Source organism: Gordonia lacunae, assembly GCF_002149015.1.
GTDB lineage: Bacteria > Actinomycetota > Actinomycetes > Mycobacteriales > Mycobacteriaceae > Gordonia > Gordonia lacunae.
In genome coordinates, this window is the sequence record NZ_NGFO01000003.1 from 58,418 (window position 1) to 80,746 (window position 22,329).

The 22,329-nt window shown below is 66.6% G+C and carries 22 protein-coding genes; 6 read left to right on the forward strand and 16 right to left on the reverse strand.

Annotation, left to right across the window (positions count from 1 at the left end; genetic code table 11):
* Positions 1–4: 4 nt before the first annotated feature.
* From CA982_RS03425 to CA982_RS03435, 3 genes are read right to left on the reverse strand one after another with little or no spacing between them, the layout of a single operon-like run.
* The gene (locus CA982_RS03425) at positions 5–817 is read right to left on the reverse strand and encodes an enoyl-CoA hydratase/isomerase family protein (protein WP_086533956.1); all 813 of its coding nucleotides are present in this window, start codon (positions 815–817) and stop codon (positions 5–7) included.
* Positions 818–853: 36 nt separating this feature from the next.
* Positions 854–1,663, reverse strand: a complete 810-nt coding sequence (locus CA982_RS03430) for an enoyl-CoA hydratase/isomerase family protein (protein WP_086533957.1) — start codon at positions 1,661–1,663, stop codon at positions 854–856.
* Between the two features lie 54 nt (positions 1,664–1,717).
* Positions 1,718–2,500: an enoyl-CoA hydratase/isomerase family protein gene (locus tag CA982_RS03435; protein WP_086533958.1), complete on the reverse strand. Its 783-nt coding sequence runs from the start codon at positions 2,498–2,500 to the stop codon at positions 1,718–1,720.
* 199 nt (positions 2,501–2,699) lie between these two features.
* Here CA982_RS03435 and CA982_RS03440 point away from each other — a divergent pair, with 199 nt between their 5' ends.
* Positions 2,700–3,473 (forward strand): FadR/GntR family transcriptional regulator, encoded by a 774-nt coding sequence (locus CA982_RS03440; protein WP_086533959.1) that lies wholly within the window; start codon positions 2,700–2,702, stop codon positions 3,471–3,473.
* Between the two features lie 11 nt (positions 3,474–3,484).
* On the opposite strand, the gene CA982_RS03445 is transcribed toward CA982_RS03440, so the two are convergent.
* From CA982_RS03445 to CA982_RS03490, 10 genes are all read right to left on the reverse strand, one after another.
* The gene (locus CA982_RS03445) at positions 3,485–4,531 is read right to left on the reverse strand and encodes an LLM class flavin-dependent oxidoreductase (RefSeq protein WP_086533960.1); all 1,047 of its coding nucleotides are present in this window, start codon (positions 4,529–4,531) and stop codon (positions 3,485–3,487) included.
* Positions 4,532–4,554: 23 nt separating this feature from the next.
* Complete coding sequence (gene menB / locus CA982_RS03450) at positions 4,555–5,388, reverse strand: 1,4-dihydroxy-2-naphthoyl-CoA synthase (RefSeq protein ID WP_086534135.1); 834 nt, start codon at positions 5,386–5,388, stop codon at positions 4,555–4,557.
* A gap of 13 nt (positions 5,389–5,401) precedes the next feature.
* Complete coding sequence (locus CA982_RS03455) at positions 5,402–6,160, reverse strand: SDR family NAD(P)-dependent oxidoreductase (RefSeq protein ID WP_086533961.1); 759 nt, start codon at positions 6,158–6,160, stop codon at positions 5,402–5,404.
* A gap of 43 nt (positions 6,161–6,203) precedes the next feature.
* Complete coding sequence (locus CA982_RS03460; RefSeq protein WP_086533962.1) at positions 6,204–7,436, reverse strand: acetyl-CoA hydrolase/transferase family protein; 1,233 nt, start codon at positions 7,434–7,436, stop codon at positions 6,204–6,206.
* Positions 7,436–8,632, reverse strand: a complete 1,197-nt coding sequence (locus tag CA982_RS03465) for a thiolase family protein (RefSeq protein WP_086533963.1) — start codon at positions 8,630–8,632, stop codon at positions 7,436–7,438. The genes CA982_RS03460 and CA982_RS03465 overlap by 1 nt, the downstream gene beginning before the upstream one ends.
* Position 8,633: 1 nt before the next feature.
* The gene (locus CA982_RS03470; RefSeq protein ID WP_086533964.1) at positions 8,634–9,437 is read right to left on the reverse strand and encodes an SDR family NAD(P)-dependent oxidoreductase; all 804 of its coding nucleotides are present in this window, start codon (positions 9,435–9,437) and stop codon (positions 8,634–8,636) included.
* Positions 9,437–10,603 carry an acyl-CoA dehydrogenase family protein gene (locus tag CA982_RS03475; protein ID WP_074853573.1) on the reverse strand — a complete coding sequence of 389 codons (1,167 nt, stop codon included), beginning with the start codon at positions 10,601–10,603 and terminating at the stop codon, positions 9,437–9,439. Before CA982_RS03475 ends, CA982_RS03470 begins: the two co-directional genes overlap by 1 nt.
* Positions 10,604–10,669: 66 nt before the next feature.
* Entirely contained in the window at positions 10,670–11,731 is a 1,062-nt protein-coding gene (locus CA982_RS03480; RefSeq protein WP_086533965.1) for an acyl-CoA dehydrogenase family protein, read from the reverse strand.
* A 10-nt stretch (positions 11,732–11,741) separates the two neighbouring features.
* Complete coding sequence (locus tag CA982_RS03485) at positions 11,742–13,700, reverse strand: AMP-binding protein (protein ID WP_086533966.1); 1,959 nt, start codon at positions 13,698–13,700, stop codon at positions 11,742–11,744.
* A 13-nt stretch (positions 13,701–13,713) separates the two neighbouring features.
* Positions 13,714–14,895 carry an acyl-CoA dehydrogenase family protein gene (locus tag CA982_RS03490; protein WP_086533967.1) on the reverse strand — a complete coding sequence of 394 codons (1,182 nt, stop codon included), beginning with the start codon at positions 14,893–14,895 and terminating at the stop codon, positions 13,714–13,716.
* A 68-nt stretch (positions 14,896–14,963) separates the two neighbouring features.
* Between CA982_RS03490 and CA982_RS03495 the strand changes: the two genes are divergently transcribed.
* Both CA982_RS03495 and CA982_RS03500 read left to right on the forward strand, forming a co-directional pair.
* Positions 14,964–15,413, forward strand: a complete 450-nt coding sequence (locus CA982_RS03495) for an FAS1-like dehydratase domain-containing protein (RefSeq protein ID WP_086533968.1) — start codon at positions 14,964–14,966, stop codon at positions 15,411–15,413.
* A gap of 3 nt (positions 15,414–15,416) precedes the next feature.
* A complete protein-coding gene (locus tag CA982_RS03500; protein ID WP_086533969.1) occupies positions 15,417–15,833 on the forward strand; it encodes a MaoC/PaaZ C-terminal domain-containing protein in 417 nt (138 codons plus the stop codon).
* 98 nt (positions 15,834–15,931) lie between these two features.
* Here CA982_RS03500 and CA982_RS03505 read toward each other — a convergent pair whose 3' ends face one another.
* Together CA982_RS03505 and CA982_RS03510 are read right to left on the reverse strand one after the other, a co-directional pair.
* Entirely contained in the window at positions 15,932–16,726 is a 795-nt protein-coding gene (locus tag CA982_RS03505) for a hotdog fold thioesterase (RefSeq protein WP_341865013.1), read from the reverse strand.
* A gap of 2 nt (positions 16,727–16,728) precedes the next feature.
* The gene (locus CA982_RS03510) at positions 16,729–18,423 is read right to left on the reverse strand and encodes an AMP-binding protein (protein WP_086533970.1); all 1,695 of its coding nucleotides are present in this window, start codon (positions 18,421–18,423) and stop codon (positions 16,729–16,731) included.
* 291 nt (positions 18,424–18,714) lie between these two features.
* Here CA982_RS03510 and CA982_RS03515 point away from each other — a divergent pair, with 291 nt between their 5' ends.
* The 3 genes from CA982_RS03515 (at position 18,715) to CA982_RS03525 (ending at position 21,767) form a co-directional block, all read left to right on the forward strand.
* Positions 18,715–20,169, forward strand: a complete 1,455-nt coding sequence (locus tag CA982_RS03515) for an aldehyde dehydrogenase (RefSeq protein ID WP_086533971.1) — start codon at positions 18,715–18,717, stop codon at positions 20,167–20,169.
* A gap of 75 nt (positions 20,170–20,244) precedes the next feature.
* Positions 20,245–21,123: a helix-turn-helix transcriptional regulator gene (locus CA982_RS03520; RefSeq protein WP_143412519.1), complete on the forward strand. Its 879-nt coding sequence runs from the start codon at positions 20,245–20,247 to the stop codon at positions 21,121–21,123.
* Positions 21,120–21,767, forward strand: a complete 648-nt coding sequence (locus CA982_RS03525) for a helix-turn-helix domain-containing protein (protein ID WP_244176111.1) — start codon at positions 21,120–21,122, stop codon at positions 21,765–21,767. The genes CA982_RS03520 and CA982_RS03525 overlap by 4 nt, the downstream gene beginning before the upstream one ends.
* Before the next feature lie 9 nt (positions 21,768–21,776).
* Here CA982_RS03525 and CA982_RS03530 read toward each other — a convergent pair whose 3' ends face one another.
* Positions 21,777–22,094, reverse strand: coding sequence for a 2Fe-2S iron-sulfur cluster-binding protein (locus CA982_RS03530; protein WP_086534138.1), 318 nt, complete (start codon positions 22,092–22,094; stop codon positions 21,777–21,779).
* Between the last annotated feature and the right edge of the window lie 235 nt (positions 22,095–22,329).

Consider the following 22,329-nt stretch of genomic DNA (forward strand, 5'->3'; position numbering starts at 1 on the left):
CCGGTCACCGCCCGATGAATTCGGGAGCCCGCTTCTCCTTGAAGGCGGCCAACGCCTCAGGCATGTCCTCGGAGCGGGTGAGCAGCGCCTGGCCGCGGTTCTCCAGCTCCAGAGCGGCCTCGTAGGAACTGATCTCGGTGTTGCGCTGGATAGCGCGCTTCGACATCCGCACACCGCCGGGCGAGTTCTGCGCGATCTGCCGAGCCATCGCCATCGCCTCGTCGAGCAGCGACTCCGTCGGATGGACATGATTGACGAGGCCGATGGCGAGGGCCTCCTCGGCCTCGACGATCCTGGCCGTGTAACCGATCTGGGCGGCACGCGCGGGATTGACCAGGCGGGCGAGGTTATACGAGGTACCGAGTTCGCCCATCGAGAGGCCGACCTTGACGAAAGCCGCGCTCATCTTCAGCGTCGGTGCGGCCAACCGGATGTCGGCGGCGAGGGCGAGCGCCATTCCCCCGCCGGTCGCCGGTCCGTGAATGGCGGCGATGACCGGGAACGGCAGGTGCCTGATGGACTGGATACCACCGGTCGCGGTCTCCTGGAATTTCAGGAACTCGCGCACACCCATCTCGGTGATCACGTGGATCTCGTCGAGATCGAATCCGGCGCAGAAGGCACGCTCGCCGGCACCGGTGACGATGAGCGCACGCAACCCGCTGTCGCGCAGTGCACGACCGGCGACGAGGTACTCGCGGAACATCGTCACCGTCTGAGAGTTCAGCCGATCAGGCCGATTGATCCGGAGCACCCCGACACGGGGTTCGGGTTCGTCGAAAGTCAGGGTCTCCAGCGATGGGAACTCACATGCCATGATCGTCTACCTCGGTCGTGTTGGAACGGTGGATGCTCATCGGCCCTGGAAGACCGGCGCGCGCTTCTCCTTGAAGGCGTTGAGCGCCTCGGCCATGTCCGGACTCCGCGTCAGCAGAGCCTGTCCCCGGTTCTCGAGTTCGAGTGCAGCGGCGTACGACCCGACTTCGAGGTTCGCCTGCAGTGCGCGCTTCGACAGCTGGACCCCACCGGGGGAATTCGACACGATCTTCTCGGCCAGGGCGATCGCATCGTCGACGACGTCGCCGGCACTCACGGAGTTGGCGATACCGAGCTGCGCGGCTTCCTCGGCATCGACGATGCGCCCGGTGAAGCAGATCTCGCTGGTCTTCGCCGGGCCGATCAGGCGGGTCAGCAGCCAGGAGGTCCCGAGATCGCCTGCAGACAGGCCGATCCGGACGAACGCGGCGTTGAACTTGGCAGCGGCGCCGGCCAACCGGATGTCGGCGGCGAGTGCCAACGCGAGTCCGCCCCCGGCGGCCGGGCCGTTGATCGCGGCGATCACCGGCACCCGCAATGATCGGATCGCGGTCAATGCCCGGGCGGCGCGCTCCTGCTGATCCAGCATGCCCAATGCCCCGAGGTGGGGCAGGTCGTCGGCGTCGGCGAGGTCGTAGCCCGAGCAGAACGCCTTCCCGGCGCCGGTCAGGATGACGACACGACAGGCATCCTCGGTCTCGAGACCCCATGCAAGTCGCTCGAGCTCCAGGAACATCGTGTTGGTCATCGCGTTGTAGCGATCCGGCCGGTTGAGCGTGACGACCACGATCCCCGGCTTCACCTCCTCGACGAGGAAGGTCTCGAAGGTCTCGTCCAGAGTTTTCATCGCCTGGCTCCTTGTCGGTTGACGGTCGATGGCGGGTGTCGGTCTCAGGGGGCGTCAGCGGAACTGCGGTGCGCGCTTGGCGACGAACGCCGAGATCCCCTCGGCCGCCTCCCCGCGCTCGAAGAGCGACTGGATCTCGGAGACCTCGAATCGCGCGCCCTCGTCGAGAGGAAGGTCGAAGGCGGCGTCGACAGTGCGGACGACGGACAGCTGGGCCGGCAGCGAGGGACCGACGAGTTCGTCGGCGAAGGCGAGCGCGGCTTCGAGTACGTCCCCGTCGGTCACGCGGTCCACCAGACCGATGCGGTACGCCTCCTCCGCGCCGACCTGACGGGCGGTGAGCATGATGTCGAGCGCCCGGCCCCTGCCGACGAGCCGTGGCAGCCGTTGCGTCCCACCGGCACCCGGGATCAGACCCAGTTTCACCTCGGGCAGACCGAACTTCCCGCCGCTACCGGCGACCCGGAGTGTGCAGGCCATCGCGAGTTCGAGGCCACCACCGAGGGCCACACCGTCCACCGCGGCGATCGAGATCCACCCCGCTGCGGCCAGGCGATCGTTGACCTCACGCATCTTGTCGCCGTAGGCGGTGAACGTCTCCGCATCGATCGAGGAGAGGTGCTTGATGTCAGCCCCGGCGGCGAAGAACTTCGGCTGGGCCGACGAGATCACCATGACCTTGACGTCCCCGGCCTTCTCGGCGGCATCGATGGCGAGATGCATGCCGTCCAGCAACGGGATTCCCAGGGCGTTGGCGGGCGGACGGTCCAGGACGACCGAACTGATACCCGGCTTCGCCGTCGTCCAGGTGACAATGTCCTCGGCTCGCTCGGCCATCGATGATCCCTCACATCCGTCGCAGTGGTCGACCATCGACCGCGGTTCCTCCTGCAACGTAGCTATTGGCCACGCAGCAAGTCAACCATTATTTTGGTATGACCAAAATACCATGACCACACCTTCGCAGCTAGAGGTCGCGTACGCCCGTCGAGTGCTGTTACATTAGGTACGACCAAATGCACAGGAAGAAGGTCTCATGCCCGAGTCATCCTCGTCGAGCACGGTTGCGCGCCACCCCGTTCAACTCCAGCCGATGCAGGTACCCAAGGCATCCGATGTTCTCGCCAACGACCTCCGCGAACGCATTCTCCGGGGGGATTTCCCGTCGGGTACCGCGCTGCCGCCAGAACGAGAACTGGTCACCCAGACCCGGATGAGTCGGACGACCGTGCGCGAAGCGCTGCGAATCCTCGAGGTCCAGGGTCTCGTCGTCATCAAGACCGGCCGGTCGGGCGGCGCATTCGTGCAGCAACCGGGAGGTGACTCGGTCGCCACCTCGGTCAACCTCCTCATCCGCGGCCAGCAGCTGCGGTTGACCGCGCTCCTGGAGACTCGGGAGGCCATCGAGCCGGCGTGCGCCAGTCTGGCGGCCAAGTACCGCACCGACGACGACTTGGCCGCTCTCGACGCCGCCAACACCGCCCTGGGCGACACTTCCCTGCCGCTCGAGGCGTTCCTGCAGGCCAACGTCGACTGGCATCTCGCGGTTGCGGTGGCCAGCCACAACGAATTGCTCACCGGTTTCATGACGGCGTTGTCGACGGCGATCTACAGCTCCACCGAGAACACCGCATTCGTCGACGACGACGTCCGCAAGACCACACACCGCGCGCACAAGAACATCACCGACGCCATCCGCGCCGGCGATTCCGCAGCAGCGATGAGGCGCATGACCAAGCATGTCCACGGCTACGCCGAGGCAGTCGTGCAGGTCGAACAGCGAACCGAGATCGACCTCACCGACGCCTGAGCGGACCTGCGTCAGGACTGTTCGGTCGACAGGTGCACCCGCAGCCCGTCGAGGATCGCCGAGGTCGTCGCCCGGGTCTCCTCGTCGGACAGGCCCCACGGCGGCGCGATCAGGTCGAGGTGATCGAAGCCGTCGGGGATGCGGGCCAGGGCGTCCGCGAACTCAACCGGCTTGCACGCGATGGTGATCGTGTCGATCATGTCGTCGGTGACCGCCCGCACCAGTGCTTCCTCGTCGCGGTCCCGAGCGGCTTGTCGGATGACAGCCTGGTCCTTGCTCCAGCCGTGTAGCTCGAACAGCCGATCGTAGACCCGGGAAGCCGCGTATTGGCCGATGGCGAAAGCTGCTTGGCGACGCGCGAGTTCGACATCGTCGTTGATCGCGCACATTCGGATCCCCATGATGGTCACCTCGGCGGGATCTCGTTCGACGCCTCGCGCGCCGAGCGAGATCTCTTCCTGCACGGGCCCCCGGACGTACTCGGCAGTGAACATGGGATGACCCACGAGCCCGTCCGCGTGCCGGCCCGCGGTGCGCAACATGTACTTGTTCACGCCCGCGATCCAGATCGGGATCTCGGGCCGGATCGGCACCGGGACATCGGCAGTCGGCGCGACGTGAACGGAGTAGAAGCGCCCGTCGTGGTGCACGGGGCCTTCGTGCAGACGCCACAGGGCTTTCAGTACCGACAGCAGCTCCGCCATCCGCGCCGCGGGCGCCTCTCCGCTCACGCCGTGCCAGGCTTCCATCATCTTCGGGGTTCCGTTGCCCAGTCCGAGGATGATCCTTCCGCCCGACATCTCGTCGAGATCACGCGCCTCGGCAGCCCACATCAGCGGACTACGCCCGACGCCATAGGCGATGTTCGACCCGATCTGGATGGAACTCGTGCCGCCGGCGAGCGCGGCCATCGGAATCGTCGCCGAACGGCTGTAGAGTTCGCTCGTCCAGATCGCCGAGCAACCGGCCTCCTCGGCCTTCCGGGCGAGCTCGACCATCGTCGAGAACCGGCCCGGACCCGAGCCGGTACCGAAGGCGTTGATGCCGAACGTCGTCATGAGTGAGTGCCTTTCGCTGTCGGTCAGGAACGCCGGGGGAACTGATCGAAGTCCGGAGTCCGTTTTGCCTTGAAGGCCTCGCGACCTTCCTTGGCCTCGTCGGTCGAATAGAACAGGAGGTTGGTGTCGTGCGCGAGCTGCTGGATTCCCGCCAGTCCGTCCTCGGCGGCGTGGAAGCCGGCCTTCATCAGGCGCAGCGCCATCGGTGACAGTTCCAGCATCCGGCGGCACCACGCGACCGTTTCCGATTCCAGATCCGCCAGCGGCACAACGGTGTTGACGAGGTTCATCTCGAGTGCCTGCGCGGCGTCGTACTGCCGGCACAGGAACCAGATCTCCTTGGCCTTGCGGGCACCGACGATGTTCGACAGCAGACCAGCACCGAATCCGCCGTCGAACGAGCCGACCTGCGGGCCGACCTGTCCGAGTCGGGCGTTGTCGGCGGCGATCGTGAGATCGCAGACGATCTGCAGTACGTGTCCCCCACCGATGGCGTATCCGGCGACCATGGCCACGACCGGTTTGGGCAGTCGCCGGATCTGCACCTGGAGATCGGTGACGTGGAAGCGCCCGACCGCGCCCGGCCTGTCGGGTTCGGTCAGGTAGCCGGTGTCGCCGCGCACGCGTTGATCGCCACCCGAGCAGAACGCTTTGTCGCCTTCGCCGGTCAGCACGACCACGCCGATCGTGGGGTCCTCACGCGCATGGGTGAGCGCGTCGGAGATCTCGATCAGCGTCTGCGGTCGGAAAGCGTTGTGCACCTCCGGCCGGCAGATGGTGATCTTCGCGATCCCGTCCGCCGTGCGCGAGTAGTCGACGTCCTCGTAGCGACGAACCGTCGACCACTCCACAGCCACGTTGTCCACTCCCTTACGCCATCGTCAGGCCGCCGCTGACAGACAGGGTCTGCCCGGTGATGTAACCGGCCTCATCGGATGCGAAGAAGGCGACCGCGGCGGCGATGTCGGCGGGAGTCGCGAGCCGCTTCATCGGCACTGCCTTGGTCATGCCGCCGAGAACCTTGTCGGCGTCCTGGCCGGAGTTGTCGGCGAACTTGCGGAGAGCAGGGGTGTCGGTGGGCCCGGGGCACACGCTGTTGGCGGTCACTCCCTTGGTGGCGACCTCACGGGCGAGTGTCTTCGTGAAGGCGATGGTGCCGCCCTTGGCCCCCGAGTACACCGCTTCGAGGGACGAACCGACCCGTCCGGCGTCGGAGCCGATGTTGATGATCCGACCGAAACCGCGCTCGATCATTCCCGGGACCACAGCGTGGTTGACGCGGAGCGAACCCTTGAAGTTGATCTCGAGGATCTTGTCCCAGAAGTCCTCGTCGGTGTCGACGAACTTCATGAAGTCGTCCCAGCCGGCGTTGTTCACCGCGATCTCGATCGGACCGAGTTCGGCGGTCACCTGCTCGACGGCCGATGTGACCGAGGCGGTGTCGGTGACGTCGATCGGCACCGCGATGGCCTCTCCACCCGCGGCGACGATCTCCTTGGCCGTCTGCTGCGCGACCTCGAGGTTGAGGTCGGCGATCGCGACGCGGAACCCTTCGGTGCCGAGCTTGCGCGAGATCCCCTCGCCGATGCCCTGCGCGCCGCCGGTGACGAGTGCTACTCGGTTGCTCATGGTGTGTCCTTTCGGGATTGATGGGTGGTTGTTCGGTGACTGGCTAGCCGGTCGCGGACTGCACCGCTCGGGCGAGCGCATCGCGGAACTCCGGGGCCGCGACGTCGATGAGACGGCGGCGCCGCTCGGCGAGTGGTTGCCCCCGAAGATGCGCGACACCGTGCTCGGTGACCACGCAGTCGACGTCGGCGCGGGCGGTCGTGACCACGCCTTCGTCGAGGGCGAACTTGATGGAGGACTGGCCGCGCATCGTCGATCGGAGTGCGACGATGGATCGCTTGCCCGTCAACGCCGCGGCACGCGCGAAGTCGACCTGTCCGCCGACGGCACCCAGATAGGTCCCGCGACTCATCTCGGCTCCGACCTGGCCGGTGAGATCGACCTCGATCGCGAAGTTGACCGCGACGAGCGAGCTCAATCGCGACAGCACCGGCGGGGTGTGGGTGTAGCTGGTCGGCCGGAAGGACACCGGCAGTTCGGATATCCGCTCATAGAGTTCCGCGGACCCCAGCGCCGTACCCGCGACGGCCATTCCGACGTCGATCTGCTTGCGGGCGCCGGTGACGACGCCCTTCTCGATCAGGCGGAGCACTCCGTCGGTGACCATACCCGTGTGAATCCCGAGGTCCTTGTGACCGGAGAGCGCGTCGAACACGGCCGCCCCGGTCGACCCGATGCCCACCTGGATGGTGTCCCCGTCGTCGATGAGCGTCGCGATGTGGCCGGCGATCGCACGGTCGAGGTCACCGGCTGGTCTCCGATCCTCTTCCTGCAGTGGACGATCGGTCTCGATGGTGGCGGTGAAACGGCTCAGCGGGACCCGGGGCGACCCGGGGACCACCGGCATCTGCCGGTTGATCTCGGCGAAAAGCAGCGACGTGTGCTCGATCGCGTCGGCCATGTAGTCCACCCCGATCCCGAGGGAACACATCCCGTCGCGGTCGGGCGGCGCGACCTGCAGCAGACCGGCGTCGCAGGGCAGCCGGTGCTCGGCGAACATCCGTGGCAGCGCCGAATAGTGACAGGGCACGACGTCGAGCTGGTCGGTGGCGCCGAGCTCGCGGAGGGCGCCGAGACCGCCGTAGGACACCATCATGTCGGCCGGTGAGATCGAATGCGCGAGCTGGTCGTTCCAACTCAGACCGGTGAACAGGCGCAGCGGGCCCAACCCCGGCGCCTGCTCCAGCAGCCGGTCGACCAGGGGACGGGGTTCGGCGGCCGCCTGGCTCCACCACACCCCCATCCCCGGCCGCAGCCACTCGTCGAAGGGGATCATCAATCCACTCGCTCGATCAGCGTTCCGGTGCCCAGACCGCCGCCGCAGCACATCGTCACAAGTCCGAGCCGACTGTCCCGGCGCTCCATCTCGTGCAAGATGCTCGCGATCAACCGGGCACCCGTTGCACCGACCGCGTGGCCCAGCGCGATCGCGCCTCCGTTCACGTTGACCCGGTCCTCATCGGGCTTCAGCTCGCGCTGCCAGGCCAGGACCACCGACGAGAACGCTTCGTTGACCTCGAAGAGATCGATGTCATCGATCGTGAGTTCGTTGCGCTCGAGCAGTTTCCGGGTCGCCGGGATGGGCCCGGTCAGCATGATGATCGGGTCCACGCCGACCGTCGTCTGGTCCGCGATGCGCGCGCGGATTCGCAGCCCGTGACGCTCGGCGGCCTCGCGAGTGCACAGCAGGACCGCGGCCGCGCTGTCGCAGATGGGGCTCGACGTCCCCGCGGTGATCCGTCCGTTCTCGGAGCGGAACACGGTCTTCAGACCGGCCAGCGACTCCATCGAGGTTCCGGGACGAACGGTCTGGTCCCCCGTGCGCACCTCGCCGTCGAGTTCCATCGGGACCATCTCGTCGACGAAACGGCCCGCCTCGATGGCGGCGACGGCGAGTTCGTGCGAACGCACCGCGAACCGATCCATCTCCTCGCGGGACAGCTCCCACCGCTCGGCGATGAGTTCGGCGCTCTCGCCCTGCGTCACGAAGTCGTAGCGCTCACGCAACTCGGCCGGCCACGGTTCGCCATAGAGCTCGCTGATCTTGGCCGGCGAGTTCATCGGCACATGCCCCATGTGTTCGACGCCGCCGGCGATGACGATGTCGTGGACTCCGGACGCCACGAGCGACGCCGCGAAGTTCACTGCCGTCTGGGCCGACCCGCAGCGACGGTCCAGGGTGGTGGCGGGCACCTCGGCGGGATAGCCCGCCTGCAACCACGCGTTACGCCCGATGTTGCGGGACTGCTCACCGAACGGTGCGGTGCAACCGATCACGAGATCCTCGACTGCGCTCGGGTCGAGCCCTGATCGCCCGATCAGATCCTGATAGCAGGCCGCCAGCATGGCGTTGGGATGGATGTCGCGGAACCAACCCTTCTCGGGATGCGACTTGCCGATCGGCGTCCGTACCGCCTCGGCGATCACCACTTCCCGCCCCGAGGAGACGAACGGTCCTGTCACACGCGCCATCTCAGATCACCGTCCCGCCGTCGACCGGCAGGATCTGACCGGTGATGTACCCGGCCGCATCCGACGCCAGAAAGACGAAAGTCGGTGCGATCTCCTCCGGAAACGCCCAGCGCGCCAACGGGATACGGGCGAGGGTCTTGGCCGCCAGTTTCTCGTTCGAGCGGATGTTCTCGGTCATGGCGGTGGCGGCGAGTGGTGCGACCGCGTTCACCGTCACCGATTGCTTCGCGAGCTCGCGAGCCAGCGACTTCGTCAGCCCGATGATCGCCGCCTTGGCCGCACCGTAGTTCGCCTGTCCGATCGTCCCGGTGAGGCCGGCCGCCGAGGTCACGTTGATGATTCGGCCGGTGCCGTCATCGGGCAGGTGATCGAGGGCGGCATGGCTGCAGTGGTAGCTGCCCATGAGATGGGTGTCGAGGACCTTGCGGAACCTCGCCTCGTCCATCTTCGGGAACATCGCGGGAGCGATCACGCCCGCATTGTTCACGACGATGTTCAGCGTCCCGTTCCCGAGCCGGGCGGCGGCCGCCGCGGCATCGCGGGCACTGTCGCCGTCGCACACGTCGAGCGCGAACGGCTCGGCGACGCCGCCACGCGCGGTGATGCGCTGGCTGACCGTCGCCGCGGCGTCCTTGTCGATGTCGGTCACCAGGACTGCGGCACCCGCCGCCGCGTACGCCTCGGCCACCGCCGCGCCGACACCGCCGCCGGCGCCGGTGACGAGGGCGGTCCGGCCCGACAGGCCGAACACACCGGTGGCCACCGGGTAAGCAGTACTCAGGTCGTTCTTGTCGACTGCGCTCATCAGTAGCTCCTGGGAAGGCCGAGGACGTGAGATCCGAGGTAGTTCAGGATCATCTCCTGGCTGATCGGGGCGATACGCGTGAGGCGCGCCTCACGGAAGTAGCGGGAAACGTTGTACTCCTCGGAGTAGCCCATCCCGCCGTGGGTCTGCAACGCTCGGTCAGCCGCGTCGAATCCGGCGTCCGCACACAGGTACTTCGCGGTGTTCGCTTCCCGGCCACATGGTTTGCCGTTGTCGTAGAGCCACGTGGCCTTGCGCAGCATCAGTTCCGCGGCGTCAAGACGTGCGAGTGAGTCCGCCAGGGGGAACTGGATGCCCTGGTTCTTGCCGATCGGACGGCCGAAGACCTCGCGATCGTTGCCGTAGCGCACCGCGGCGCGCATCGCCGCGCGACCGATACCCAACGCTTCGGCGGCGACCAGCATCCGTTCCGGGTTCAGGCCGTCGAGGATGTACTTGAAGCCCTCGCCCTCCTCGCCGACCCGGTCCTCGACCGGGATCTCGAGGCCGTCGATGAACAACTCGTTCGACGTGACCGCGTTACGACCCATCTTCTTGATCGGCCGGATGTCGACCTTGTCTCGATCGAGGTCGGTGAGGAACAGGGTCATCCCATCCGTCTTGCGGGGCGACTCGTCGAATTTCTGCGTCCGCGTGAGCAGCAGGATCTTCTCGGACTCGACCGCCTTGGAAATCCACACCTTGCGGCCGTTGACGACGTACTTGTCCCCGTCCCGCTTGGCGAACGTCGTGATCTTGGTGGTGTCCAGCCCGGCGCCGGGCTCGGTGACTCCGAAACACACGTGCAGATCGCCACTGACGATGCGCGGCAACGTGCGCTGCTTGAGCTCCTCACTGCCGTGGACGATCACCGGGTGCATCCCGAAGATCGACAAGTGCATCGAGCTGGCTCCGTTCATCCCGGCGCCGGACGCGGCGACCTGCTCCAGCAGGATCGACGCCTCGGTGATCCCGTAGCCGTGGCCGCCGTACTCCTCAGGCGTGGTGATCCCCAACCAGCCACCCTCGGCAAACGCGTCGTAGAACTCACGAGGGAACTCGTGCGCCTCGTCCTTCTCAGCCCAGTACTGGTCATCGAACTTGGCGGCCAGCTCGGCAACCGCGTCCCGGATCGTGGCCTGATCGTCTGTCAGCTCGAAATCCACGTCGGTCCTCCGTCTCTCACTTATTCGCAACTATATCAATGGACTGACCAAATACAAGTGTGGTGTTCACGACGCCGGTACGCCGTCCAACAGCGCCGCGGCGATCCGCTCGTTCCATGCCTTGGGACTACCGAAGAGCGTCCGATCGAGCTTGGCCCGCTTGTAGAACAGGTGGAGATCGTGCTCCCACGTGTACCCGATCGCGCCGTGCACGGTGAGCGCCGTGTCGGCGAGGTCCGCGACCGATTTGGTGGTCTGGGCCTTGGCGACCGCCGCGATCGGTTCGACGTCCTCGAGGCGGGCGTCGACAGCTGCCGCGGCATAGAGGACGGTCGAGAAGGACGCTTCCACGGTGACCAGCATCTGCGCCGCAGCATGTTTGACCGCCTGGAACGAGCCGATGAACTGTCCGAACTGCTTGCGCTGCTTGCTGTAGTCGACGGCGAGTTCGAGCATCCGCTCCGCGCTGCCGAGTGCGTCGGCGGCCACCAGCACCGCCGCGAGGTTCGCGGTCTCGGCGAGACCGTCGACACCGCCGACGATCTCGGCGATCGATGCGCCGGCGAAGTCGACGAGGCCCGTCGCACGGGACCGATCGAGCAGATCATCCGCGGACACCGTGGTCTGCGATGCCTCGACTCGTGCGAATCCCGGGCCGTCGGGACCGTCGACCGGGACAAGGAACACGTCGGTTTCGGTGGCGCCCAGGACGTGCGCGATCGATCCGGTCAGGTTCGAACCCTTCGTCGCCACCGGATTCCAGCTGGGCACGCGGTCGGCCGGGATCGCCACCGTGAACCGGCGGTCGCCCGCCACCTGGGCGGCTAGTTCGTCGGCGGTCAGGAGCGGAGCTGCCAGCGCCGCGGCCAGCCACCGCGAGTTCGCGACGGCAGCGCGGCCGAACTCACGCGACGCCAGGGCCAGTTCGAGGACACCGCCGCCCTCACCGCCGGCCTCTTCGGCATATCCGACGCCCCACCAGCCCTCACCGAGCAGTGCGGCACCGAAGCTCGTTGCGTCACCCCCGGACTGCAGTTCCCGCACCGTGTCGGTCGGGAACTTCGCCCCGATCCACTCACGAAGGGACGAGGCGAACATCTCCTGTTCGTCGGACAACTCCCAGTGCATGCGCTCCTCCTCAGTTCACCGACGTGCCGTGCACGACGTCTCGAATCGCGTCCACCGCGTCGGGGTTCTCGGCGCTCGACAGATCGCCGGGGTCGGTGTCCGTGGCAGCCGCTCGGATCGCCCGGCGGAGGATCTTCGCCGACCGTGTCTTCGGCAGCGCGTCGACGATCCAGACCTGCGATGGCGCAAAGGGTTTGCCCAGGCCGTCGGCGACCAGTCGACGGAGCTCGTCGGACACGCTGTCGGTGTCGGCGCCGGCGCGGGGAACCCAGAAGGCCCACACCGTCTCACCCTTCTGCGGGTCCGGAATCCCCACCGCGGCCGCCTCGGCCACCGCCGGATGTGTGGTGAGCACCGACTCGACCTCCGCGGGTGCGAGTCGTTTGCCCGCCACGTTCATCACGTCGTCGGAACGACCGAGGATGTACCACCGGCCGTCGTCGTCCACCAGGGCGAAGTCCCCGTGGCACCACATGCCCTCGAAGGTCGACCAGTAGGACTCCAGGTACCGTTCACGATCACGCCAGACCCCACGGGTCATCGCCGGCCACGGCTGACGACACACGAGTTCGCCGATCGCGCCACGCAGCGGCGTCCCGTCGTCGCTCACGACGTCGACGTCCATGCCGAGTGACGGGCCGCCCAGCGAGCAGCTCGGGATCGGTTCCACGGGATAAGGCGCCAGGAACGAGCCGCCCACCTCGGTACCGCCGGAGAAGTTGATGACGGGGACCCGCCCGCCGAAGACCTCGGCCGCCAGCCAGTCGTAGGAGTCGGGGTCCCAGGGCTCGCCGGTCGAGCCCAGCACCCGGACCGAACTCAGGTCGTGCCGGCCGATCTCGTCCAGCGGCGTCGACTTCAGCGCCCGGATCAGGGTCGGCGAGACGCCGAGCATGGTCACCCGGTGGCGTGCCACGAGATCCCACAGCCGGGCCGTGTCGGGCACATCCGGCGAGCCCTCGTACAACACCAGGGTGGCGCCGTTGGCGTGCGTGCCGAAAGCCGCGAGCGGGCCCATCACCCACCCCATGTCGGTGATCCAGCAGAACGAATCACCTTCGGAGATGTCGAACGAGTACGCCACCTCGGTCGCCACCTTGATGGTGAAACCCGCGTGGGTGTGAACCGCACCCTTCGGTTTGCCAGTGGTACCCGAGGTGTATCCGAGCATCATGGTCTGCATGGCCGGGAACGGCCGGAATTCGTGGCCCGGCTTGCCGTCGGCGACCAGCGACGTCCACTCGGTGACGGTGATGTCTCGACCGTCGATGCCGAGATCTACTGCGGCGCCGATGTTGTCCACGGTGATCACCGATCGGACCGACGGGGTCTGCGCGAGCGCCTTGCCCAACTCACCGGACATCCCGACCGTCCGACCTCGCCGGACCGTGCCGTCGGCCACGACCACCGCGGCGACCTCGGCGTCGTTCAACCGGGACGCGATCGCCGGGGCGGCGAAGCCGGAGAACAGCGGCACGATGATCGCGCCGATCCCGACCGCCGCGTAGCAGGCGACGACTGCCTCGGGCACCATCGGCATGTAGATCGCGACCGCGTCGCCCTCGCCGACACCCAACTCGATGAGACCGGCTGCGACACGTCCCACCTGTTCGGCCAGCTCGGCGTAGGTCAGGGTGGTGACCGCACCGTCCTCACGCTCGTGCACGATGGCCGGGCGCTGCGCGCTCTCGGCCAGCCATCGATCGATACAGGCGTGCACCGCGTTGAAGGTGCCGCCGACGAACCATTCGGGGAACTGGATGCCCTGGGAGGTGTCGAGCACGGCCTCGTAAGGCGTTGCGAAGGGGATGCCGAGATCCCTCACCGCCGCGTCCCAGTACCAGGACACGTCCTTCGTCGATCGCCGGCGCAACTCGTCGATCGAGTCGATGCCGTGCTGTCGGGCCAACCGCAGGACGTTCGCGCGCTCGAGATGCTCGGCGGTGGGATTCCAGACGTAGGAACTCATGTCGCGACCTCTCTCAGCTGCGGGGCATCCCGAGCACACGCTCGGACGCGATGTTGCGTTGGATGTATGTCGAGCCGCCGGCGATAGCGGTACCGCGCGCTTGGTACGCGAGACGAAGCCACCGTTGCTGGACCGGATCAGCGGAACTGTCGGAGAGTCCGAACTGACCACCCATCTCACCCAGCGACAGTCCGAAATCGGCGATGTCCTCCACCAGGGGACAGAAGTAGAGCTTCCCGATCGATGCGACGGGGCCGGGCGGTTCGCCCGACGCCGCACCGGTGATGACCCGCTGGCCGATCAGGTAGTGGGTGAGCGCACGACCGTACAGATCGGCAATCGTCTGCCGGACAGTGGGATCCGACGAGAGCGGCGCACCGTTCTCGTCGGACGTCGAGGAGACCTGCGCCACGAGGTCCTTGACCGCTCGAGTCGTGTTCACCCGGCCGGTGGCGATCCCGACGCGCTCGAAGGCGAGCGTGCCCATCGCCACCTTCCAGCCACCGTCGACCTCGCCGACGACGGCCGAGTCGGGGACGAAGACGTCATCGAGGAACACCTCGTTGAACTCCGCCTCACCGAGCATGTGCTCGAGCGGACGCACCGTCACACCCGCGGAGTCCATGCGCAGCAGGAAGTAGGTGATGCCCTTGTGCCGATCGCCACCACCGGTGCGTGCCAGCAGGATCGCGTTGTCCGCGATCTGCGCGCGCGACGTCCAGATCTTCTGGCCCTGGATGCTCCAGCCGCCGTCGACCTTCGTGGCCTTCGTCCGCAGCGACGCGAGATCCGAACCGGACTCGGGCTCGGAGAAGAGCTGGCACCAGATCTCCTCGCCCTTCAGGATGGGCCCGAGGTAACGCTGCTTCTGCTCGCCGTTCCCGAAGGCGACGATGGTCGGACCGGCGAAATCCTCGCCGATGATGTTGAGCCGCTCCGGCGCACCCGCGCGGTCCATCTCCTCGTTGAAGATGGCCTTGATCTTGGCGTCGGCTCCGGCGCCACCGAACTCCTCGGGCCAGGACAGGCCTGCGAAGCCCGCGTCGTAGAGCTGTCGTTGCCACACGGACCAGAACTCGCGCTTGTCCTCGAGCCGGGAGGGCTCCGGCCACGGCAGGCTGGGCAGCACCTCGGTCAGCCAGTCGCGGACGCGGGTCCGGAAGCGGGCTTCGTCGGGCGAATCGCTCAGATCCATTCGAACCTCCACATCGTTACGGACCAACGCTACAATAGGTCAGACCAAAAAACCAAGGGAGGAACCCGATGGGACTCGCGGTGCCGGAACACGACGTCCTCGACGTCGTCTCGTTCGACGTCGAGACGGGCAAGATCAGGGAGTTCGCTCGCGCGACCCATGCCGAGGACGCGGTGCACGTCGACCCCGCGGCCGCCGCGGCAGCCGGGTTCGAGCACATTCCGGCGACCCCGACTCATGTGGTCGTCGCCGGCCACCATCGCAACCAGACCGAGTTCGTGGCCGCACTCGGACTGGCCATCGACCGAGTGGTCGTCGGATCGGTCGAGTGGGAGTTCCGGCGACCGCTGCTCGCCGGGGATCACCTCACGGGCGCCCGGCGGATCGTCGACGACACGACCCGGGAAGGCAAGCGGGGCGGGACGATGCGCCTTGTCACCCTGGAGACCACATGGGTGGACGCATCAGGCGAACCCGCGGTCGTACAACGTGAGGTCCTAATCGAGAGAGGCGCCTGAGCGATGCGCGAACCCGTCCTACTCGCCTCCGGCCAGGACCTCGAACCCCGGTCGATCGGCCCGGTGACCCAGACCGACATCGTCAAATTCGCCGGCGCCGGTGGGGATTTCAATCCGCTGCACCATGATCCGGGGTACGCCGTGCGCGCGGGACTGCCCGGAGTCATCTCGATGGGTCAGATGCAGGCGGGGATGCTCGCCGCGTGGGTGGCCGATCTGGTGCACGTCGAACACCTGCTCGGCTTCTCCGTTCGCTTCGTCTCGCCGCTGCAGATCGGCGAGACGCTCACTCTCACCGGCGAGGTCGACAACGTCCGGGATACCGGGGAGTCCTCGGTCGCCGAACTCTCCCTGTCCGCCACCGCAGGCGACCGGGTTGTCGTGTCCGGACGCGCACGCGTCCGGGTGTCCTCGAGCTGATCAGGCACGACGACGCAGCTCGCATCACGAATCCGAATGACGCTGTGCCCACGACGATGTCGTGGGCACAGCGTCGTCGGGCCGGATCGCCGGTCTGGTCAGGACCCCTGCTGCAGAGTCACGGTCGCGATGGCACAGGGCTTACCGACCGCGGTGGAGACGAGCACTCGAACCACTGCGGTCGATCTCCCCCGGTGCACGACGTCGGCCGCGAAGGCCGTGGCGTCGAGAGCCGACACGGGTCGAAGATAGTTGATGTCCACGCTGGTGGTCCGCCAGTCACCGCGAGCATCGATAGCTGACATCGCAGCGAATTCTGCTCCGCAGAGCAGGATTCCACCGTGCACGTTGTTCATCCCGTTGGCCGCGAGCGAGACGGGTGGCATGGCCACGAGACCAGGCGCTGATTCGACGACTCCGAGCGCTTCGCGGAGGGACACCGATTCGGGCGGACAGGCGGGCCGGTGCACTCGACTCGTCGGGCGGGTGGCCACCGAGACCAGGTGCGACCGCTGTACGACGATCGCGATCCGCGCGCCATCCGCGTCGAACACGTCTCCCCTGGTGGTACCACCGCGACCATCTCTGTCGATGAGATCGCCGGTGATCGTCATGGGCCGCCCCTGCGACGGCGGGTCGCGCAGGAAGTCGACACGAATCCCCAGGCTCACCGGCCAGCGACCCTCCGGGGCCCCGGCGGCGACGACGTAACCGGTCACGTCGTCGAGCGGAACCGCCAGAGCACTCCGCAGGGTGCCGGCGCGCTCGTCGGACAGCCGCGGGCCGGTGTCCATCCACAGCGACGCGCGTTCCGCCGACAGGAACTCGGCCCGCACGCCGAGGAGGATCTCAGGACCGCTGACGACGAAGTCGCCGGTGCTGATCCGGTCCACGCTCAGAGTGCACCCGCGGCGGACGGCTGATCCAGCTCCTTCGCAATCCGCTTGCGCAGGACATGCTTCTGGATCTTTCCTGTTGCGGTCATCGGCAATTCGTCGATCGCGATGACCCGCTCCGGGGTCTTCTGGATCGCCACGCCACGACTGGTGAGGTATTCGCGGAGCTCCTCGACGGCCGGCGCGGCGTGTCCGGGCTTCGCGACGACGTAGCAGCAGACCTTCTCACCCAACTTCTCGTCGGGCATCCCGACCACGGCCAGTGCCGACAGATCCGGGTGGTCGGCAAGTTTGTCCTCGACCTCGCGAACACTGATGTTCATGCCGCCTCGGATCACGATGTCCTTGGTCCTTCCGGTCACCCGGACGTATCCGTCGTCGGTCATCACGCCGACGTCGCCGGACCGCGAAAACCCCTCGGGCGTGAACAGGCCCGCGGTGTCCTCAGGTCTGTTGACGTACTCGATCATGTGCGAGGGTCCGCGATAGGCGATATCGCCTTCGCTACCGCGCGGGACCTCGTAGCCGTCCTCGCCGACGACCCTGACCTCGGCACCCGGAAGAGCCGCACCATCCGACGTGACCGCGCGCAGCGGATCATCCTCGATCGTGCACGTGGTGGTCGACAGATTCTCGCTACGCCCATACAGGGAGAGAATGCTGGCGCCCGGAAGTTTGGCCTTCGCGTTTTCCACCACGGACGATGGGATGGGCGAACCGGCGCAGGTCCACACCCGCAAGGACGAGAGGTCCGCTTCGGGATGTTCGTCGGAGGCAGCCATCAGCGTCTGCAGAAACGTCGTGGCCGTGACCGCGGCGGTGCAGCCGAACTTCTCGATCTCCGCAAGGCCTTGAACAGGGTTCCACTCCGCCATGACGTGGGTGGACGCGCCGGCGAGGAGGGGGATGAGCACACTGGTCACCAGTCCGGTGGTGTGCGTGATGGGCGACGGCCCGAACTGCACGTCGGACTCGGTGTGCCCGAACGCCACGGTCAGCGCACGCGCCCCGGAGGCGTAGGTGTTGAACGTGTGCAGGCACCCCTTCGGACGCGACGTCGTCCCCGAGGTGTAGACGATGACGAACGGATCATCCGGATGCACGCGGACATCGAGCGCATCGTCGATGCTCCCAGCGGGAACGTCTTGGACGACCAGATCCTCGAGCACGTGGACATCGCGATCGGCGAGCGCTTCGTGGACACCTGCGGGCGCGCGCACCGCCACGATGGAGGTCAGGGAGTCCGAGTTTCGACGGATCTCGTCGAACATGGTCACGTAGTCGAATCCCTTGAATTCGACCGGCGCAATGGCCATCGTCACCGATGCATCCGAGATGACGTGTGAGACCTCGTCTTTGCGATAGATGGGCATGATCGGAACCATGACCGCCCCGAGCCGGGACAACGCGGCGGCGACCACCACGAACGCAGCCCAGTTCGGCAACTGGACGGCGACCCGGTCGCCGGATTCGAGCCCCTGGCGGCGAAGTCCGAGAGCGAGTCGTTGCGAACTGTCGTACAGGTCTGCGTACGTCAGCGCGTGGACCCCGTCGGTGACGAACACCTTGTCGGGCTTGGCCTCCGCACGGGATCTGAGCAACTCCGTGAAGTTCTCATCGGTCCACTGACCACTCGCGTAGAAGTGCTCGACCTGCTCCGCGGTATATCGGCCGAGGTCGTGTTCGCTCGTCATGACGCCATCCTCCGTTGGTCCATCGCGCAATCACCCAAAGGCTAGAATGGTTGGACCAAACACGCAAGCCTCTCTGTCGGGAATGAAAGCGGAAACGGGAACCGCCGATCCCGAACTCCGCCGAAGATCACCCGAACGGGGTAGGCGCAGACCCCGGCGAGGGATCTTTTTGGTCGTACCAAAGAAACCATTGCCTTGCCTGGGTGCTTCGACGAAGCTATGGTGACGCCGTTCACACCGACAGCACGTCGTCATGGCAGCAAGCCGTCATGGAACTGACCTAGGAGCGAGATGACCACGATCGACTACCGCGAGTTCTACATCGACGGAGGCTGGCAGACTCCAGTCGGGTCTGACGTCATCGATGTGCACTCGCCCACCACCGAGAGTTCGATCGGCAGCGTGCCCTCGGCGTCCACCGCCGACATCGACCGGGCGGTGGCGGCCGCCCGCTCGGCCTTCGACGCCCCCGACGGCTGGGCGACGCTGCATCCGAGACAACGCGCAGAGATCCTCGAACGGTTTGCCACCGAACTCGAGGCGCGGGCCGCCGAGACCTCCCGTCGGGTCACGATCCAGAACGGCATGCCGATCTGGCTCGCCGAACAGTTCGAAGGCGGCTTCCCGGCCGTGCTACTCCGCTACTTCAGTCAGATGATGGTCGAGTCCCCCGAGGTCGACGAACGTCCGGGCATGCTCGGCGGAACCGCACGGGTGACCCGGCAACCGATCGGCGTGGTGGCCGCGATCGTCCCGTGGAACGTCCCCCAGGCCATCACCTTCTTGAAGCTTGCGCCCGCGCTGGCGGCGGGATGCACTGTCGTACTGAAGCCTGCGGAAGAGACGGTCCTGGACGCCTTTCTGATGGCCGAGGCCGCGGTCGCCGCCGGTCTGCCATCCGGCGTTCTCAACGTCATTCCCGGTGGACGCGAAATCGGCGCCTATCTCGTCGGACACCCCGACGTCGACAAGGTCTCGTTCACCGGATCGACCGCCGCGGGTCGCTCGATCGCCGAGACCTGCGGTCGGTTGTTGCGCCCGGTCACCCTGGAGCTGGGCGGCAAATCAGCGGCCATCCTCCTCGACGACGTGGACCTCGATGCATCGATGGAGTCTCTGTTCGGTGCAACATTTTTGAACAACGGCCAGATCTGCTGGCTCAACACGCGTGTACTCGCGCCGAGATCGAGGTACGGCGAGGTGGTCGATGCGTTGACCGGGCTTGCGGAGTCCCTCAAGGTCGGCGATCCGCTCGACCCGGAGACGAAGGTCGGGCCCCTCGTCTCGGCGCGCCAGCGGGAGCGGGTCGAGGGCTACATCGCCAAGGGCAAGAGCGAGGGAGCACGTCTGACCACCGGCGGCGGACGCCCGACCGGACTCGACAGCGGCTACTTCGTCCAGCCGACGGTGTTCGCCGATCTCGACAACACCGCGACCATCGCGCGTGAAGAGATCTTCGGCCCGGTCCTGAGCGTGATCCCCTTCGGCGACGAGGCCGAGGCGCTCGCCATTGCGAACGACAGCGAGTACGGGCTCGGCGGGTCGGTGTGGTCATCGGACCTCGAACGAGCCGCCGCAGTCGCCGGCCGGGTCAAGTCCGGCACCGTCGGCGTGAACCATTACTCGAACGACCCGGTCGCGCCCTTCGGCGGCATCAAGAACAGCGGCATGGGACGCGAGCTGGGACCGGAGGGGCTGCACGCCTTCCAGCATCTGCACACCGTCTACCTCCCCCCGGCCGGCTGACCACGGCGTCGACGCAGAGCACCCTGGTAAGGTGTGCTCTGCGTCACAAGCCGAACCATCCCGAAAGACCTCATCATGACGACGGCGGAATCACCACCTGCAACAACGAACGCACAGCGACTACGCCGCTTCCTGTTCGAGCTGCAGAGGGCCGACGACTCCACGGCGGGTGCCGTTGCCTGCCGGGAGGCCTGCAATTCCCTGGGCTTCTCGAAAGCGATGTTCTCCTGGGTCCGTGGCGCGTCGTGGGCCCCTGAGCACGTCCACGTCGCCGAGGGTGTCCGTGACGAGTACGACGAACTCCGCAATGCGGTCGACGGAACACCGGTGCCGCTGCTACATGCACCCCGCGAGGCCGATCTCATCCGCCATCGGCGAGCTTATGTACTCGACCGCACTTCCTTTCATCGAGAGGCCTACCGCCCCCTCATCGATCTGTCCGATCCCGCCGCATACGCGGCCGCGCCGATCGTGGTCGGCGGCCGAACTGTCGCGACGTTGCATGTCGATCGAAACCGCGAAGGGATCTCCGACGACGACGTCCGGCTGCTGCTCCTTGCGGCGCGGATCTCCGGCACCGTCGTCGCCGCGCGGGACAACCGTCGGCGAGTCCGTCGGGAGACGCAAGAACTGACCGCGCTCGTCGACGACTTCGTCCGGCCTACGACGGCACGTCAGGCGGAAGCCTTGTTCGGGAACACGACACGTGCCCGCCGCAGGGCAGGCGAGTTGTCCCCGCAGCCGGCGATCGAGTTCACCGAACGCGAAGACGAGGTACTCCGGCTGCTCGCCTCCGGCGCGAGCAACCAACAGATCGCCGAACGGCTCTTCATCTCCGACGGCACCGTCAAATGCCATGTGCGACGAATCTTCCGCAAGATCGGCGTGAGCTCCCGCGCCCAGGCCGCGGCATACCACCGGGAAGTCCGGGTCGCCGCCGCCTCGATGCGATGAGTCCACATCCGGCTGCCGGGTCGGCATTCGATCTGGCCGCGGCCGGGGTGCTGGACGCCCCCGACCGGACTCGCCTGGCGATCGCACTCTGCGAGGGTGTCGCCATGAGCGTCGCAGCTCCGCTCGTCACCCTCGCGGAGGCCCGTTCAACAGGTATGAGCGAGATCGCGAGATCCGGATCAGAGGGCTCGTCGGCGGCGGCCACGACCACGACCTTCAGTGTCCACACGGCAGATCCCGAGATCGTCCTCGTCGTCCACGGAACCCTCGACGACGATGACCGCGAGACCTGCCGCTTCCTGATCGATCTCACCATCGCAACACTGAGCCGATTGCAGAGTGAAGAGCTCGTCGCCGATCATGAGGACCGGTTCCGCCGACTCAGTGACACGTTACGCCGGCTCCAGTCCGACACCGGCCCAGGCATTTCCGAGGGACCGGCGGTCTCCGATCTCGCGGTCGCGGCTTCGTTGCTGACCCGGCGGGAACGCGAGGTTCTCGAACAGATCGTCGCCGGAGCGTCCAACGCGGCGATCGCCGAGAAGTACACGTTGTCGGTCGAGACGGTCAAGACACACGTCAAACACATCCTGCGCAAGATGGGGGCGACAAACCGTGCGGAGTTGATCGCGCGCTCGATGTGACCGCCGGGATCAGAGCGACGAATCAGCCACCTCGACGTGCACCTCGTCCTGGTCGGAGATGATCAGCTGACACGACAGTCGCGAACTGGGCCGCGCACCCTCGAGGAATTCGACGAGCTCCGCCTCCTCGTCAGAGGGCGGATCGAACTGTCCCGCTCCCGGGTCCTCGACGAACACGTGACACGTTGCGCACGAGCAACTCCCGCCACACTCGGCAACGATTCCGGGGAGGTTGTTGCGCACGGATCCGTCCATGACGCTCTGGCCCGCCGGGACGTCGACGGCCTGCTCGGTACCGTCCGGCAGGTGATAAACGACTCGTGCCATCTGCGACTCCTTGTGACGCGGTTGAGCTGTCAGGGCCACCGGCCCCGGCACCCATCCTGCGGGTGGCTCGAGTCACCCACATCCCTCCTGAAGACGTAATCCACTGTCCAACAGGGGTAGACGGTTCGAGTCGGAGCGTCGTCCGGGACCCGGATCACTCTTCGGGCCGATGTTTTTACCCTGCCGGGGTGATGTGGGTGATGTGATGTGGACAACACACTGAAGGGGTCCAGCC